The following is a 16,295-nucleotide window of genomic DNA, read 5'->3' as shown; positions in this document are numbered from 1 at the left end:
GATGGGAGTCGTGCAACCTGGCTCCAAAATTCTCGAACGTGGCCGCAACGTATCCGTCCAGGATCTCAAGGAGCGGGCTCGTTGGTTGAGAATGCGCATCGTTGAATTGATAGACGAGGCCGGTCTTGGGCATTACTCCAGCAGTTTCTCCTGTGTTGAAATCCTCTGTGTCTTGTATTACCACACATTGCGACTCAAGCCGTCAGAACCAGCCTGGCCGCACCGGGATCGGTTTTTATTGGGGAAAGGGCATGTAGCGGTAGCTTTATGGCCAATTCTTAAGGACCTTGGATACTTCGAGCAAGATTGGTTAGATCATTACGGCCACCCGGGATGTCCACTGACGGATCACCCGGATATGAAGGTGGTTCCTGGCGTGGACTTTAGTTCTGGTTCACTGGGGCACAATCTATCTGTTGCGGTTGGGATGTGCCTAGCAGCCAAGCTAAAGGAAGAAGATTATCGTACTTACGTGCTTCTGGGTGACGGAGAGGTTCAGGAGGGTCAGGTTTGGGAAGCTGCGATGGCGGCAAGTCACTACAGGCTAGGGAACCTCATCGCGATTGTCGACGCCAACGCATTCTCAGGCGGCGGACCGACGAATTCCGCTATGAACATAGAACCTATTGTCACCCGGTTTGAGTCTTTCGGATGGACCTGCCGTGAAGTCGATGGTCATGACTTTCCAACACTCCTCCATACGTTCGATGAGGTTCGAGACTCTAAAACCGAGAAGCCGGTATGCCTCATTGCTCGTACAAAAAAAGGAAAAGGGGTCGTCGCCATGGAAACGGCGCCACAACAGTGGCATCTCGGCGTGCTCTCGGAGGATGAAAAGAGGCGGGTTTTGCGAGAACTGCAAACTGGCATCGGTATGTCGGGGGGATTGGCTTGAAAGAAAGTACGCAGATGACGACGCAGCGGATGGCGAATGTGTTTACAGAGCACGAGGCGGCTGTGCCTTCATCGCAAAGGACGGCCGTCATCCAAGAACTTATCGGATTGGCTTCACGGGACACAAGAGTGGTAGTGACATCCGCAGATATGGGAGCCGCTGTCGCTGAATTTCGCAGACACTTTCCAAACCGATACTTTGACTTTGGCATCGCCGAAGCGAACGCAATATCCGCGGCTGCAGGCATGGCAGCATGTGACCTAATCCCGTACGTCATTTCCATGGCTCCGTTTGGAGCGATTAAATGTGCTGAGCAGATTCGGACGGATGTGGCGTACAACCACTTACCAGTGCGCATTCTGGCCTTTCTCTCTGGATTAGCCATGGGCTTTTTTGGTGCGAGTCACCATGCCATTGAGGACATCGCAATTCTGCGAACCATTCCCAATCTGACCTTGATTGCCCCTAGTGATCCGAACTCGGCGATTGCCTTGTTGCGAGCATCCGCGGAACATCCAGGTCCGGTTTTCTTTCGACTGAGTGAAGGGGTTGACGATTTGGTGTATCCAAAGCCTCCGGAGGTTTCTTGGGGAAAAATTTTAAATATTCGACGCGGGGTTGATGTGACCATCGTGGCCACCGGAATTGGGGTACGAAAGTCCCTGGAAGCGGCGAACGTGCTTGAACAGCAAGGGATTTCGGTATGTGTCATGGATGCAGTGTTCTTGAAACCGTTTGACCACACGACCGTGGCACAAGCTGCCCGGACCGCTCGGGCCATTATCACGGTGGATGAGCACAGCGTCAACGGGGGGCTGGCGACGGTCGTCGCGGAGACGTTGGCCCGTCACGGGATTTCCGTACCTTTGGCGAGCGTGGGCCTACCGGATGAGGACCTGGAGGTCGGGGTTCCTTCTTATTTATTGGAGAGGTACGGTGTGTCCGTGGACGGGATTGTGGCTAAGGTCAACGAGGTACTGCGGTAGACCCTTTCTTGCTGAGGATGTGGTGGCATGAGGGCGGTGGTGTTGTCCGATGGCGGAGATTTGGCAGTCTGCATAATTCCTGATCCGATGCCGGGCCCACATGAGGTGGTGGTGGCCGTAAGGGGCTGTGGGGTCTGTGGGTCAGATGTTCATTGGGTCGCATCTCGTTCTGGGCCGCGTGGGATGATTTTAGGGCATGAGTTTTGGGGAGAAATTGCTGAAGTCGGACCACAGGTTACACAGTGGAAATGTGGCGACTTGGTTGCGGTCAATCCAATCGGGGGCTGCGGTTTCTGCCCAGCTTGCCGACGGCGGATGCCATTTGCCTGTCGTCACCGTCCGAACTTGGGCATCAATGCTCCTGGAGCGTTCGCGGAGTATGTTGTGGTTCCTGAAGACCAGTTGTGCCGAATCCCAGCCTATGCAAATCCAGAGCACGCATCCTGCGTGGAGCCATTGGCTGTGGCTCTTAGGGCCGTTGAGTTGTCCGGCGGCGTTGCGAACAAAGAAGTGCTTGTATACGGGGTGGGGCCAATTGGGCTGCACCTGATTCTTGCCTTACGGCAGCAGGGAGCGCGTACGGTTGTCGCGGTCGGGCGGTCCGTAACTCGCCGAGAAGCTGCCAAGGCGTTTGGTGCCGATGAAGTGATTGACGCGACTGCTATCGACGTCCCATCTCATATAGGCAACTTCTTTGAGGATTTCGATGTAGCTTTTGAGTGCTCAGGTGCACCTGCGGGCGTACAGGCATGTTTATCCGCGTTGCAGTTCGGTGGTCGCCTGGTTCAGGTGGGTTTGAGTTCACTGCCGTTTTCTATGGCGGTATCGCAGGTTGTGGCAAAAGGGCTACATTGGATTGGCAGCTGTGCCTTCGATGCGGACACGTTTCAAAAGGCGCACGAATTGATTTGCACTGGCCTCATTGACCCAGGGTCATTGGTGGGCGAACAAATCTCCCTCAATCAGGTACCGAGCGCTTTTGAGAAATTGCTGGGCGCAAACCCGCCGGTCAAAATCCGGATTAACCCTCGGCTCACCTAGGCATGCATTTCCGGAGGGATTACGTAAGACCCAAGATCCGAACAACCTCTAGACGATTCAGGTGTTTAGCGGAATGGGAGGAGACAAGGATGCATCGTTTCGAAGACAAAGTTGCATTTATTACGGGTGCTGCAAGTGGCATGGGCCGGGCGTTTGCCGAACGGTTTGCCCAAGAGGGCATGAAACTTGTCTTGGCCGACGTTGAGCAGGAACCTCTGCATGAATTTGTCCAAGCACTCGAGCGGGTGGGGACGGATGTAATCGCCATGACGGTCGATGTGTCAGACCCCGACCAAGTTCAACAGGCCGCCAACATGACGTTGGACCGATTCGGCACTGTTGACTTGGTGATTAACAATGCCGGTGTGGAAGGTTACCTGGACGGCTACATTTGGGAAGCCGATGCGAGCGACTGGGAATGGACCATGGGGGTAAACTTTTGGGGCGTCGTTCACGGTGTACAATCGTTTTTACCCATTCTTCTCGATAAGGATGAAGGTCACCTCGTCAACACGGCCTCGATGACAGCATTAGTTCGCGGTGCGAATATGTATGGGATATCCAAACATGCTGTCTTGGCCTATACGGAGACGATACGCAATGATTTGGATCGCAGAGGGTCACATGTACATGTATCGGTTCTCTGTCCGGGAATTATTGCCACCAACCTATTCTTAGGCAGCCGGAATCGGCCGCCTCGACTACAACGGCCGGCAAAAGTAGAAGAGTTGGAGCAGGGGCGGAAAATTCGAATGGAGATGCATCAAAGACTAGCGTCCGGTATGGCGCCCCCACAGGTCGCTGACATCTTAGTCCAAGGAATTCGCAACAACCAGTTTTACATCCTCACAGACGATGAATGGAACCCACAGATTGAAAGTCGCGTCACGGAAATTTTCGCCGGAGTCCCCAATCTCAATCCAGGTTCATGAATGACAGGAGGATGAACGGATGTCCGATGATTTTCGCAATCAAGTTGCCATCATCACGGGTGCCTTTGGCGCGATTGGCAGTGCGGTGGCCGCAAGGTTGTATCAGTCCGGCGCTCAATTGGTGTTGGTGGATAAGATGGAAGTCGTTCAGTCGACGAACCCAAACGAGTTCCCAAACGCCTTGTTGGTGGGGGCGGATGTAACGGACGAACATCAAGTACAAGGGTACGTTGAGCAAGCCCTGTCTGCGTTCGGCCGGATCGACCTGTTCTTTAACAACGCGGGTGTGGAAGGTAAAGTCTGTCCTCTGACAGAAACGTCCCTGGCTGATTTCGATTCTGTGATGGCTGTGAATACACGCGGCGTGTTCTTAGGTTTGCGGGAGGTCATGAAGGCATTTCAGAAACAGGGGACAGGCGGAGCCATCGTGAACTCCGCCTCCATGGCGGGGTTTCGCGGTGGACCTGGGCTCGCTCCGTACGTCGCGTCGAAACACGCAGTGATTGGTCTCACTCGTAATGCCGCTCTCGAAGGCGCCGAATGGGGGATTCGAGTAAATGCGGTGGCCCCCGGCTATATTGACTCTCGTATGCTGCATTCAATCAATTCGCAGTTGCCTCGTGCAGAAGCCAGCTTGGACACCACACAGAACATGATCCGCCAGGTTCCAATGAAGCGGTTGGGTAGTCCAGAAGATGTAGCGGCTGCGGTCTGCTGGCTGCTGAGCCCAGAGGCGAGCTATGTGACCGGTACGGTCACCGTTATTGATGGGGGATTGAATTGTTAGTGATGAAAAAATTTCGCTGCGTCCCTCCGTTAACCGTTTGGAAAATTACTGAACCACCCTAAATCAGGCGTGGAATCTGTGTTAAAAATTCTCTATGATCGTTTTAGAATAATTCTATAGACCTTCAGGGCAGGGTGAGGCCGGTATCTCTTTGGCCAATTCCCGACCGGTGGTGATGCAGATGGTCTGCTAAGCCCACGAGCCCGAGGTTATCAACACTCACCTTTCCTTGTCGTTGATAACCGCAGGCACGAACGGGTGAGAATCCCGTGCCGACGGTATAGTCCGGATGGAAGAAGGTTAGCAAGCAGAGCAAGCGTCTTGATCCTAATTTTGCGTCGCCATAAAACGCCTGTTCAGCATTGCACATGTACCCTGAAGAGTCTCCAGAAAGGAGGCTCATTTTGTTGGCCGTTGCGGTGTTTTTTGTTACCATGTCTGGGCTGCTTCATTCCATCTGGAACCTTTTTGCCAAACAGAGTCTGAACAAGGCTGTGTTCCTCTGGTGCCTGCAATGGGTGGCCGTGATCGTGTATCTGCCGTGGGCTGCCATCGCTGTTCAGCATCACGTGGTGCCCCCTAAAGGTTGGCTGTTTCTTACGATCACGTCCGCACTGCACGGCTTGTACGTGATCTTGCTGTCGCAAACCTACAGTGTCGGAGACCTTTCTCAGGTGTATCCCTTGATGCGTGGGATCAGTCCACTGCTCGTGCCGCTTATCGGGGTGTTCGTCCTGGGCGAGGGACTGACGGGTTTAGGATGGCTGGGTGTGGGATGCGTTGTGGCCGGCATATGGATTCTGGGCAACTGGCGATTGGTCCGCCGTACCCACGGGTCATCGATTGCTCCAAAGACCACATGGCTTGCGCTGGGGGTCGGATTGTCCATCACCTCGTACACCACGCTCGATAAAATCACGCTACATTACATTCCGGCTGTGACACTGAACGATGCGAGCAATCTAGGGAACCTGATGGCGCTTTCGTGGCTGGCGGTCAAGTCCGGTGCCATCGGTGCCGAGTGGCAGGCCAATTGGCGAACCATCATTTTTGGCGGCATCATCTCACCCGGTGGATATCTGTTGTTTCTGCTGGCGCTTCGCATTCTTTCAGTGGCACAAATGGCGCCCATGCGGGAGATCGGGACCGTCTTCGGAACGGTCCTCGGCATCTTGGTGCTGAAAGAAGGTCAAGGTCGTCGCCGGATCATGGCGGCGGGGATGATTACACTCGGAGTGATCTTGCTTGGAATGTTCGGGTGATGAGACAAGAAGCATGATGAAACTAGGACGGGGGGTGGTCGGCCATGGATCTTCGCTCATCGCATATCTACCTACGTCGGCTTGAATGGTCCGTGCATAGTCAAGTACCATCGGTGTGATGCGTTCTTTGCGAGAAGGGGTGTAGCAGGTATCCTTTAGGTGAAATGGGGTATTATTGTGGCTAATCATCTATTTTACATTGTCGATGTATTCTCACAGGGCAAATATACGGGGAATCAACTTGCCGTTTTTGTGAATGCATCAAGTATGTCCGATTTGGATATGCAACAAATCGCCGCAGAAATAAACTACTCGGAAACGGCATTTATATTGTCAAGTCAGGAGAACAATGGCGGGTATGATGTGCGCATCTTTACGCCAACTGAAGAGATTCCTTTTGCTGGTCACCCCACTTTAGGAGCGGCTTTTGTACTAAGAGAAGAAGTTTTGAAAAGAAAAACCAACCTGCTAAAACTAAATCTCAAAGCAGGTCAGATTCCAGTTACCTACATTGATGATGTATTTTGGATGAGACAAAATTCTCCTACGTTTGGGCAAGTGCTCAATGTAACTCAAATTGCTGACGTTTTGAGTCTTCCAACAGATGCTATTGACGACAAATTTCCCATCCAGGAAGTGTCAACTGGATTGCCAGTCATCGTGGTTCCCCTCAGAAATTTATGTGCAGTTCAATCCGTAAAGATCAACAAGGACAGATACTTTGATCTGATTAGTGGGACAGAAGCTAAGGAAATGTTGGTCTTTTCTCAAGAAACCTATCATACTGAGAACGATCTAAATGTGCGTGCCTTCACTGAGTATTATGGCATCCCTGAAGATGCAGCGACAGGAAGTTCAAATGGTTGTTTGGCGGCTTGCTTAGTCCATCACAAGTATTTTGGGAGTGACACGATTGATCTTCGCTCCGAGCAGGGATATGAAATACAAAGACCTTCTTTGCTCTATTTGAAGGCCAGTAAGACGGGAACTGATTACAATGTATTGGTTGGCGGAGAAGTTGAGATGATTGCTAGAGGTGAATGGGAGGTTTAAACTAAAGGGGCTCATTTCTACTGCCGTGTTACTCGTTGCTATGTTCATGATTCTTCATCTAGGCTGGAATTTTCTGGGATATGTAGGGATGAAAACTCCATCCAAGTCAGTCGACCTTCACCACCAGGTGGCGTACATAACGTGCTCGGACGTATCCAAGTCAGGTCGGCGGACGAGTCCGACTCGCTCCGCTACCCGCATGGACGAAAGGTTGGTTGAGCGTGTCCGAGCAATTACTGGCAGCCCCGGCAGGTAGCTATTGGCCACTTTAACGTCTTCCCTAGCCACCTCGGTCGCATAGCCCTTACCCCAAGCATCGGGTGCAAATCGGTAGTACAGGTTCAAAACTTGGCGTCCCGACCATTCCATGACTCGGACACCACTGACGCCGATGATTTGCGGATCATCCAGCGTGGAAACGCACCAATAACCGATTCCATGCACGGACCAATCGTCTATCCACTGAGAGATGCACTCCTGTGCTTCCGTCAGGTCCCTCATCGGGCCGGCAGGATTGTGTTGATTGGTTTCTGGATTGGCATGTATGGCGAAGACCGCACTTTCGTCACCATGACGTGGGGTGCGAAGGATGAGCCTGTCCGTTCGCACGAGTGCAAAGGGGGATGATGTATTCATACGGGCCTCCAAGTAATATCCTCCCTATATGGATTCCTGACTGGATGTCGCAAATTCCCATTCCCTGTTCCTGTGTCTGTTCCCAGCCTCTATAATGAAGGCGGTAGAAGTGAAATGTCACGCATGGGGAAAAAATCATATGCACCCCAAATTTTATTGTCTTCAATCCGAATGACAACATTCACTGACAGGCGAATGATAGTATAAGAATATCATCGTTTCTAGTAGATGGTGATTGCCATGACGAAATAGATTTGCGTGACGTGCGGTACGCAGTATGCTCCGAGTGACGCGCCGCCAGCGGTTTGTACCATATGTGCGGACGAGCGGCAATATATTGGACATGATGCCCCATCTATTTACATGAGAAAGACCGTGAATGGGTGATGCGTCCAGTGGGTCAGTTTCATGTACAGTTACCCGAACGTGATCCTTTCGCCCGCGAGAGAAATCGAGCGTATCAAATCGATATTGGAGCCATTCGGATTTGAACGTCTCTATGGTTTCCGGTTCGAGCGAGTTGTTCAAAACAGTGCCAAGGAGGCCGTAATGAGGTCGGCGGATCGATCCATTCGTGCTCTTGGGTGAATAGGCGCTCTTCGAAATGAGCCAGATTGCTTCATTGGGAGATCTTGTCCGTTGTTTGTTTCAAACCATAAGGTGTTCAAGCGTCGGCCGTAGTCGGGCGATGTCTTCCACAAGGTCCACTTCAGTAGCACGAGCGTATGTCAATTGCACCCATCCACGCCCCGCTCCATATGCGCCTCCCGGCATGACCATCATGCCATGGCGGATGCAGGTTTTGAGAAGATTTGTGTCTTCCACGACGGAGGCGAGTTTGAGTCGCTGATATTTTGGAGAAGTTCATTCCTGCGAAATCTCACACTACACAAATTGGTTGGAGACATCGGAAGTGGATTGAAGTACGATGACTGCATATTTACGGAGAAGGTGAGCGCATGTACATACCGAAGCCGTTTGAGATGAACGATCCGACGGAAATCACGAACTTCATTCATGCCCATAGTTTTGGCATCCTGATCAGCACCTGTGACGGGCGACCGCTGGCTACCCATCTACCATTTCTTTACGATGCTGAGCAAAACGTCCTGCTTGCCCATATGGCCAAGGCGAACCCGCAGTGGCGGAACCTGAATGGGCAGTCAGTGTTGGTGATATTTCCAGGACCGCATGCTTACATTTCTCCTGCTTGGTACGAAGTGCCTGCGTCCGTGCCGACGTGGAACTATGTGGCCGTACATGTGCATGGTAAGTGCACTGTGATGGACCGTGATGAGGAACTGAGCGACCTGCTCGAGAGAATGGTGCGATTTTACGAACCGGACTCAGATGTACCATCCCAAGTCGACGAACCATTCTATCGGAACATGATGAAAGCCATCGTTGGCTTTCGGATCGACGTCACGAGTGTGGAAGGTGCGGCAAAACTCAGCCAGAATAAGCCAGTCGAGGTCAAGCAGCGAGTCATTGCCAAGCTGCGCCAATCTGTGGAGACCGGCGCTCAAGGTATAGCTCAGTTGATGCAGGAACGATGAAACGCCTTGAGAGGAACTGGACACAATTTGGGGTCCGGGTTGTCGAAGAACCGGATTGGCGCATGGAAAGGATTACGCCGCTGTCTACACAGGCAACCAAGAGGTGGTAGAGAAGAATGACACTGTGGTTAAGCCAGGGAGATGTAAAAACCTGTATCGATGAAAGGCAACTTATCCGAGAGATGAGAGAGGCATTTGAAGCGATATCACAGCAAAACCGCTGTGCCGCACCGAAACCGCAGCGAATCAGAGCAGATCTTTCATCCGTTGATGGAGCGCCAAGCAATGCGTCGGCGATGATTTTAGTCCCGGGTGTCGTGCCTGGGATTTCGGCTTACACAGTGAAAGTACATGCCAAGTACCCTGAGAATCCCAGGCAGGGGCTGCCGGCGATTCAAGGCGTCATTCAGTTGTTCGATGCAAGGAACGGGCAACTACTCGCTGTCTTGGATTCCCCCATTGTTACAGCCCATCGAACCGCGGCGGCCGCAGTGGTGGCAACGGACGTGCTTGCTCGGAAGGATAGTCGCAAAGTAGCTGTAATCGGGGCGGGTGTATAGGGGGAAACTCAATTTCATTATCTTCGACATGTTCGTGAGATCCAATCGGTTTCCGTTTATGACGTCGACACCAACCGGGCGGAACAATATGCCTATCGGCGACGCCGGGAAGGTATGGATTGCGGCGTCGCTTCATCTGTTAGAGAGGCGGTCGAAGATGCGGATATTGTCATTACTGCCACGTGGTCTCGAAGTCCGATACTGTTCTCAGACATGGTACGACCAGGCACCCACATCACCACGCTCGGTGCTGACGAACCGGGTAAGGTGGAACTGGCGGAGGAGCTGATTCGTGACGGGCGATTTTTCTGTGATGATAGAGAAAAGGCCGTGCGAGCGGGAGCGCTCAATACGTTTTCAGACCGGGGTGAGTTCAAGATAAGTACAGTGGGCGAGATTTTGATAAATGCGGACGGACGACAATCAGACAACGATATCACCATATTTGGCGGTGTTGGATTACCGTTTCAAGATTTGGTGGGGGCGTGGCATGTATATCAACGAGCACTCGTACTCGGAATAGGGTGATGATGGGGGGAGATATATCTTCGGATAGGAGGCACGGTCATGATCAATACACGCATACGTCCCATTTGATCGCCTCAGGGGCACAGCCCCGTAAGTGGAGAAAAATCTGGCCTCCCATACGGGGCCTTTGAGGTGATAATGATGAGATATAGTCGGATTTTGCGGCAGAGGGATTTCCTGTTCTTAACGGCTGGCACGGGCATTTCCACATTGGGTGACCAGATTGGATGGTTGGCACTCCTCTGGTTCGTGATGTTGCTTACAAAGTCCCCAGTTCAGATGGGGCTGGCCGGGTTGTGCTATGAATTACCGAGTGTTGGCGTCGGCATTTTCATCGGCGTCTTGATGGATCAGCTTTTCCGCAAGCGGCTCATGGTGATGGACAATATCCTTCGGGGATTATGTTTTGTATCCATTCCCATGCTGCACTGGGCACACATTCTTCCGTTTTGGCTGCTATGCGGGATGTTGGTGTGCGCCGGCATGTTAGCTCCTTTTACTACGGTCGGAGCGATGGCGTTTGTACCAGAAATCGTGCCGGTCGACATGTTGTCCGAAGCCAATGCTTGGGACGAAACACTGTGGCAAGCGGCATATCTCGCCGGCCCGCTCCTTGGCGGTATCCTCATCAGTTCTGTGGGGGCTCCTTTCTCCATTCTGGCGGATGGCCTGTCTTGTTGGGTCTGTGCTCTTTGCCTAGCCTTCATTCGGCGTACTGGTGGGGCGGAAATCAGCAGCGGAAAAGGCGGTTTTACGACTGCTTTGCAAAACGGCGCCAAGGCTTTATTTTCCATGCGTGTTGTATTGGCGATCACGCTGATCGCATTGTTCCTCAATATCACGTATGGAATGTTGGATGTATCCATTCCACTGTTCGTGCATGAGGAACTTCATCAGACTGGCCCTATGCTCGGGATGATGTGGACCGGATATGGTTTCGGAGCAATCGTGGGGACTGCGTTGGTGGGATTCGTGCGTATGAATGGGCGTCACGGTTTCTGGATGAGTGTGATGGTGGCTGGGATGGGTATGAGCCTCATCCCGATGGTTTGGGCACGTGGCCTATGGCTACCGATAATACTCATGTGGGTTGCGGGTTTCTGCTTTGGACCTTATGCACCACTTGCACGAACGATAGTGCAGAAGCTGGTGCCGGATGACCTGCGTGGCCGGGTGTTCGGAATTCGAACATCCATTATTGGTATCGGTGTTCCAGTCGGATCGGCACTCTGTGGAGTCGTGTTACAGACGATACACCCATCGGTTTGGATTGGTGCGACGGGTATAACAATTTTAACGCTCGGAATGGGCATGTTGGCGTGTCGAGGCCTGCGGGCAGTCTAAGGTGAATTCGTGAACAAACGAGATGGGCAGGGGGCTCAAAAGGGCTTCTGTCCCATCTGGCCAATATCCTTTGGGGAGAGTTCATTGATTCGGCGTGCTTACGAAACACCAAGCAGAGGAGTAAACTCGAAAAACTGAGTTGTGCAACGGTGGCTCGGGTCTGTCTCACGAACTGTAAATTTCCAACTATAGGATTTGGAGTGAATAAAAAGTGACGCCAGAACAGGAGCGCTGGAACGAAAAATACAGTCGTCGAGGTCCAAACCTGTCTCAACCGGAGGACTTTCTGGTGAACCGCCGACATCTTCTTCGTCCAGGAACGGTACTCGACATTGCATGTGGAGACGGCAGACACGCACTTTATCTGGCTCGGAAGGGATTCGCTGTGACGGGCGTTGATTTCTCTGCCGAGGGTCTCAGGCGCCTGACACATTTTGCTGCACAACAAGAGTTGTTCGTAAACACTTACCAGCGAGATTTGAGAGAAGAAGGCTCGCTCTCTGACCTGGGGCCGTTTGACAACATCATCGTCATTCATTTCAAGCCTCCGTTGTATACCTTTCAAGAGATGTTTCAGGTTTTGCGCCCGAACGGCATACTGCTCATGACTTCGTTCAACGCTCGGCAACATGCTGAAAGGAACTTTCCAGAGGAATATTGCTATGGGGAAAGAGAGTTTGTAAATTTGAATAAAGCGCTCGAATTGGTTGAGTATGTATCATACGAGGATGCTCGTGGTTATTTCGACGGATATGTTTTTCGAAAGAAAATAATATGATCCCGAAGGACAATATTGGTATAACTCAAATATATTAATTTATCTACGTCTATTGATTCAGGTGTTTTGAACTGTCGGCCTTCGTTGGCTCAAAATAAGAGCAAAATTCCTGGGAAGGAGTTGATAGGCATGAATTCCTTAAAGCCTAGCGCTCAAAGAGTACAAGGTGCCATTCAGGCACTCGGATACCCATACACCATTGTGGAACTCCCTGATAGTGCACGTACGGCCGCAGAGGCTGCCGCTGCCATAGGCTGCGACGTGGCACAGATCGCAAAATCTCTTGTATTTCGACGTAAGAATTCAAACTTACCGCTACTGGTGATAGCAAGTGGTATCAATCGTGTGAATGAGAACTGTATTGGTGAATGGCTACAGGAACCTTTGGAGAAGGCTGATGCCGACTACGTACGAGCGCACACAGGTTTCGTTATCGGGGGCGTACCGCCCATTGGTCATGCGCAGCCGCTGGAAACCCTGATTGATGACAATCTGCTCCAGTATGACGTGATCTGGGCAGCGGCTGGACATCCCAAGGCTGTGTTTCAATTGACACCGCAGGCATTAGTGAAAATGACCAATGGACACACCTTATCGGTGAAATAGGTTATACGTGAATCTGCTATGAGGCCATATCCTGCCTTCGACGTTGCGGAAGGATGCTGGAAACTGTAGATCAAGTTTCTGTTCCGTTATGACATCTTTTTTAGACTGATACCTGTGGGCGCTGTGTTCCGGTTTTTCATTATATTCAAAATAAACTGCTACTAACTGAAGGGAAAGGGGGTGTTGCCTTGAGGTTCTACCGTCACGTTCCAACCCAGATTGTCATTCTGCTCTTATTTCAGGTATTGATGTTGATAGCCTTTCGATTTACAACACTTTCTCTTCTTGGAGCCTATATTCTTGGCTACGTATTTTGTGTTTTATGGGGCAATATCGGTTATCTGGTGCTGTCTGATGCAGTTTTCTGCCTCGTCACAGTCTGGTTTTGTAAAATAGACAACTTCGGCATCGGGATAGACCTGTGCTTTTGGTATCTGCTGTTTACGTTCGTGCCTGGTGTTCTCATTGTGTATTTGAGAAACGTGCTCATCGCTCGTTTGCGTGCCCGTCTATTATATGGTTCACGCGGTTCACGCTGTGGAATTCATGAAAACGAGCGAGGTGACGCACACCGACAAAGGTGAACACCGTTTCACGTGCTGATTTGACAGCCGCCAATAGTTTGGACTCAGAGATAAGTGGGCTGATACAAATGGTCAATGCGGCGTATGGGAGAGCAGTTGCCGCAACGTGAACTCTGTTGTAAACGAAGGAGGGGGCGGAAGACCAGTATCATGTTATATCTGAGACTATTAAGGAACCGTTATTTCTTGATCTACTGGACGGGATCTACGATTGTTCAATTGGGTCTTCAATTTAGCACGATAGCCCTCACCTGGTTCGTCTTGCAAACCACGGGTTCAGCGGCTCAAATCGGTCTCGTGCTCGCCGTGGTTCCCATCTCAAGAATGGCGACGAGTCCATTCATTGGCTGTTTTATCGATAAGCTTCCAAGGCGGGCACTCATGATGTTGGACAACCTGTGTCAAGGGGTACTGTACGTACTGATTCCGGTGCTTTACGGGTTACATGTTCTATCATTTCCACTGCTGCTGGTCATCGTGGCACTGGCCGGAGCATTATCTCCTCTTTCGATGATTGGGAGAGGTGTCATCCTGCCAAACATCGTGTCTTCAGATGACCTGGAGATGGCGAATGGGTTTTCCCAACTTTGTATCAGCTTTGTGACACTGTTCGGTCCTGCGCTCGGGGGCGTTCTGGTCGGCCTGCTCGGGGCACAAATCACATTGGCCATTACATCGGCGTGTTATGCGCTCTATGTGCTATCACTCCTGTTGATTCCGGCCCCTCGATACGCTGCCTCCAATTATCAGGATGATACGACTGGATCTGAGCCACAGTTGAACGGATGGAAGTATCTCTATCGGATTCCGCTATTGTTGCTCCTTGTCATTGTTACCCTCTTTTTCAATCTGACTTACGGGCCATTGGGCGCTCCCGGTGTTGGTCTCCCGTGTGTTCCATGCCGGGGCCTCAACATTGGGGGTGATATGGAGCAGCTTCGCCGTTGGGTCACTGCTTGGGACACTGGCGTGGACCTGGTTGCGCCCGAACTGGTCGCTGCGGGTAATCATCTCCGGGATCATATTTTGCTGGGGGGGTGTTCAGCGGCGGCATCGGGTTGTCCATACACCCATGGCAGGCCATGGTCCTGATGTTCCTTGGCGGCGTTACGTTTGCTCCGTATAACATCTTGTCGGCAACCTTACAGCAGCAACTGATTCCCGACAGGCACCGCGGAAAGGTATATGGGGTGATGCAATCGATTACCAGTGTCGGGCTGCCGGTCGGGCAACTTGCCGGCGGCGTGATCGTGAAGGGTATCGGGGCGGGAATGACCATCCTCGCTGGAGGCCTTGCAACGGTTTTACTCGGCCTCATTGTTACATCGATGCGAGGAGCATGGCGAACTGCGGCCCAGAAGCCGAATCAAGCGGGATCTTGTTGAGCAGCCGCAAGGCCCGGACACGTATGCGGTCTAATGCATCGTGATCCAAGGTACGACCACCATCAGTCCATCAAGAATGTTGTGCATCCAGGCAACGCCAGCAAGGTCGTCCGTTCGATCATAATAGCGTCCCAACAAAAGCCCGATTATCAAGGCACCAATGGCTTGAGTTGCGGTGACACCGGGAGATTGATAGGTCACGTTTCCCAAATGATCAATGGAAAACAGTATCGCTGCGCACACAACTCCTGCCCGAGTTCCCAATACAGTTCGGTTTGAGAATCCGAGATTGAAGAGCCTCTGCAACGCTCCTCGATACAGCAACTCCTCTGTCCAACCAACAATCCCAAATTCAAATACTAGCCAGAGCAACGCCGATATCCATTCTCCGGTGGAGAGTGCCGCATGGACATTGATTTTTGGTCCGAAAAGGCCGAAGAGAATTCCCATCACTACAAAGTACGATATTGTCCTGACAAACAGGGTTCCGCCGTTGGGGCGAAGAGTAAATGTCGGCAGTATGATTTTCATGCACCTGAAGAGTATCAACGTACCGACAAGGATGACGGCATGCGACACGTACGCAGGAACAAAGTACCAACGAGTGTGATGCAGGGGAGCAAGGGGAATGGAGGCCGCTTCGGCAAGTCCACTAATGAGTGCCCAGCTGAATATTGCAATGAAAACATAACGGATCGGTTTGTTATTCACCGCTGGTGTCCTCCCGGTCTTTGAAGATGGAGTGCAGGATCTCGAGGGCATGCAACACCTCACGTTGTTCTTGCGGAGTCAATCCTTTCAGAAGCCCATACAAGTCTCCTTCGACGGGTTTGGATAGTCGTGATGTCACAAATTCATGTACTGTGGTGGCAGGGGAAAGAAGACGGCGACGGCTGTCCCTTCTGTCCGGCGAGCTGGTTACGAACCCTTGCCTATGCAACTCGGCCACAGCTTTGGAAACCATGCTTTGAGCCATCGACAATCGTCTAGATATCTCCTGTACGGTTGTGTTTGGAGACTCCACGATGTCACGAAGGACAATGTAGTGGTAGAACGGTAACTTTGCAGCAGATGTCCCGTTCAAAACATCCGTTTCCACCCAGGCCCGCAGTTTGCGGGCGACGTAATATACATCGGACATATCCAAGGTTCCTCACCTCATAAACATCTATATAGATACATCGTTATAGATATTAATGTCAAGCACCTATGCAATGGTTGGTTTGTCTCTGCCACGTACAGGTGTAACTGTGTCGACGGAAGGGAACGTCATTGCCCTGCGTGGTTCAACCTACGGTGGAGTCTATGGGGTATCCTTCGTAGAATTCAATGGCTTTTTTGTGTCTATGGCAGGGAACATAC

The 16,295-nt window shown here is 51.6% G+C and carries 17 protein-coding genes, 2 pseudogenes and 1 riboswitch; of the genes and pseudogenes, 16 read left to right on the top strand and 3 right to left on the bottom strand.

From position 1 onward, the window contains the following. Window position 1 precedes the first annotated feature (1 nt). The 8 genes and pseudogenes from AK2_RS09250 (at window position 2) to AK2_RS09220 (ending at window position 6,956) form a co-directional block, all read left to right on the top strand. The gene (locus tag AK2_RS09250; protein ID WP_067933583.1) at window positions 2–895 is read left to right on the top strand and encodes a transketolase; all 894 of its coding nucleotides are present in this window, start codon (window positions 2–4) and stop codon (window positions 893–895) included. Next, complete coding sequence (locus AK2_RS09245) at window positions 892–1,881, top strand: transketolase family protein (protein ID WP_067933581.1); 990 nt, start codon at window positions 892–894, stop codon at window positions 1,879–1,881. Before AK2_RS09250 ends, AK2_RS09245 begins: the two co-directional genes overlap by 4 nt. Window positions 1,882–1,908: 27 nt before the next feature. Continuing rightward, window positions 1,909–2,286: pseudogene (locus AK2_RS17795) on the top strand (alcohol dehydrogenase catalytic domain-containing protein); the annotation flags it as partial. 57 nt (window positions 2,287–2,343) lie between these two features. Then, a complete protein-coding gene (locus AK2_RS17455; RefSeq protein ID WP_067933579.1) occupies window positions 2,344–2,922 on the top strand; it encodes a zinc-binding dehydrogenase in 579 nt (192 codons plus the stop codon). A gap of 89 nt (window positions 2,923–3,011) precedes the next feature. After that, window positions 3,012–3,854: an SDR family NAD(P)-dependent oxidoreductase gene (locus AK2_RS09235; RefSeq protein WP_067933576.1), complete on the top strand. Its 843-nt coding sequence runs from the start codon at window positions 3,012–3,014 to the stop codon at window positions 3,852–3,854. A 19-nt stretch (window positions 3,855–3,873) separates the two neighbouring features. After that, window positions 3,874–4,641, top strand: a complete 768-nt coding sequence (locus AK2_RS09230) for an SDR family NAD(P)-dependent oxidoreductase (RefSeq protein ID WP_067933573.1) — start codon at window positions 3,874–3,876, stop codon at window positions 4,639–4,641. Between the two features lie 116 nt (window positions 4,642–4,757). Continuing rightward, a riboswitch (FMN riboswitch) is annotated at window positions 4,758–4,946 on the top strand. A gap of 102 nt (window positions 4,947–5,048) precedes the next feature. Beyond that, on the top strand, window positions 5,049–5,903 hold the full coding sequence (locus AK2_RS09225; protein WP_169794763.1) for a DMT family transporter: 855 nt from the start codon (window positions 5,049–5,051) through the stop codon (window positions 5,901–5,903). A gap of 159 nt (window positions 5,904–6,062) precedes the next feature. Further along, window positions 6,063–6,956 (top strand): PhzF family phenazine biosynthesis protein, encoded by an 894-nt coding sequence (locus tag AK2_RS09220; protein WP_245632845.1) that lies wholly within the window; start codon window positions 6,063–6,065, stop codon window positions 6,954–6,956. Between the two features lie 117 nt (window positions 6,957–7,073). Here the strand turns inward: AK2_RS09220 and AK2_RS09215 are convergent, their stop codons facing one another. Next, window positions 7,074–7,592 carry a GNAT family N-acetyltransferase gene (locus tag AK2_RS09215; RefSeq protein ID WP_157076289.1) on the bottom strand — a complete coding sequence of 173 codons (519 nt, stop codon included), beginning with the start codon at window positions 7,590–7,592 and terminating at the stop codon, window positions 7,074–7,076. A 959-nt stretch (window positions 7,593–8,551) separates the two neighbouring features. Here AK2_RS09215 and AK2_RS09210 point away from each other — a divergent pair. The 8 genes and pseudogenes from AK2_RS09210 to AK2_RS17790 all read left to right on the top strand — a co-directional run bounded on the left by AK2_RS09210 (window position 8,552) and on the right by AK2_RS17790 (window position 14,933). Continuing rightward, complete coding sequence (locus tag AK2_RS09210) at window positions 8,552–9,148, top strand: FMN-binding negative transcriptional regulator (protein ID WP_067933561.1); 597 nt, start codon at window positions 8,552–8,554, stop codon at window positions 9,146–9,148. 116 nt (window positions 9,149–9,264) lie between these two features. After that, a pseudogene (locus AK2_RS17450) lies at window positions 9,265–10,236 on the top strand (ornithine cyclodeaminase family protein). A gap of 141 nt (window positions 10,237–10,377) precedes the next feature. Then, window positions 10,378–11,580: an MFS transporter gene (locus tag AK2_RS09195; protein WP_067933555.1), complete on the top strand. Its 1,203-nt coding sequence runs from the start codon at window positions 10,378–10,380 to the stop codon at window positions 11,578–11,580. A 211-nt stretch (window positions 11,581–11,791) separates the two neighbouring features. Further along, entirely contained in the window at window positions 11,792–12,358 is a 567-nt protein-coding gene (locus AK2_RS09190) for a class I SAM-dependent methyltransferase (RefSeq protein WP_083521031.1), read from the top strand. A gap of 129 nt (window positions 12,359–12,487) precedes the next feature. Further along, the gene (locus AK2_RS09185; RefSeq protein ID WP_067933552.1) at window positions 12,488–12,964 is read left to right on the top strand and encodes a YbaK/EbsC family protein; all 477 of its coding nucleotides are present in this window, start codon (window positions 12,488–12,490) and stop codon (window positions 12,962–12,964) included. A gap of 188 nt (window positions 12,965–13,152) precedes the next feature. Further along, a complete protein-coding gene (locus AK2_RS16875; protein ID WP_157076288.1) occupies window positions 13,153–13,548 on the top strand; it encodes a hypothetical protein in 396 nt (131 codons plus the stop codon). Window positions 13,549–13,623: 75 nt separating this feature from the next. Then, window positions 13,624–14,640, top strand: coding sequence for an MFS transporter (locus AK2_RS09180; protein ID WP_083521030.1), 1,017 nt, complete (start codon window positions 13,624–13,626; stop codon window positions 14,638–14,640). Continuing rightward, window positions 14,631–14,933, top strand: a complete 303-nt coding sequence (locus AK2_RS17790) for an MFS transporter (protein ID WP_369406134.1) — start codon at window positions 14,631–14,633, stop codon at window positions 14,931–14,933. The genes AK2_RS09180 and AK2_RS17790 overlap by 10 nt, the downstream gene beginning before the upstream one ends. A gap of 30 nt (window positions 14,934–14,963) precedes the next feature. Here the strand turns inward: AK2_RS17790 and AK2_RS09170 are convergent, their stop codons facing one another. After that, complete coding sequence (locus tag AK2_RS09170; RefSeq protein WP_067933549.1) at window positions 14,964–15,644, bottom strand: CPBP family intramembrane glutamic endopeptidase; 681 nt, start codon at window positions 15,642–15,644, stop codon at window positions 14,964–14,966. Next, complete coding sequence (locus AK2_RS09165; RefSeq protein ID WP_245632854.1) at window positions 15,637–16,074, bottom strand: MarR family transcriptional regulator; 438 nt, start codon at window positions 16,072–16,074, stop codon at window positions 15,637–15,639. Before AK2_RS09165 ends, AK2_RS09170 begins: the two co-directional genes overlap by 8 nt. Window positions 16,075–16,295 lie beyond the last annotated feature (221 nt).

This window comes from Alicyclobacillus kakegawensis NBRC 103104 (genome assembly GCF_001552655.1).
Classification (GTDB): domain Bacteria; phylum Bacillota; class Bacilli; order Alicyclobacillales; family Alicyclobacillaceae; genus Alicyclobacillus_G; species Alicyclobacillus_G kakegawensis.
This window is presented reverse-complemented; position numbering and strand designations above follow the sequence as displayed.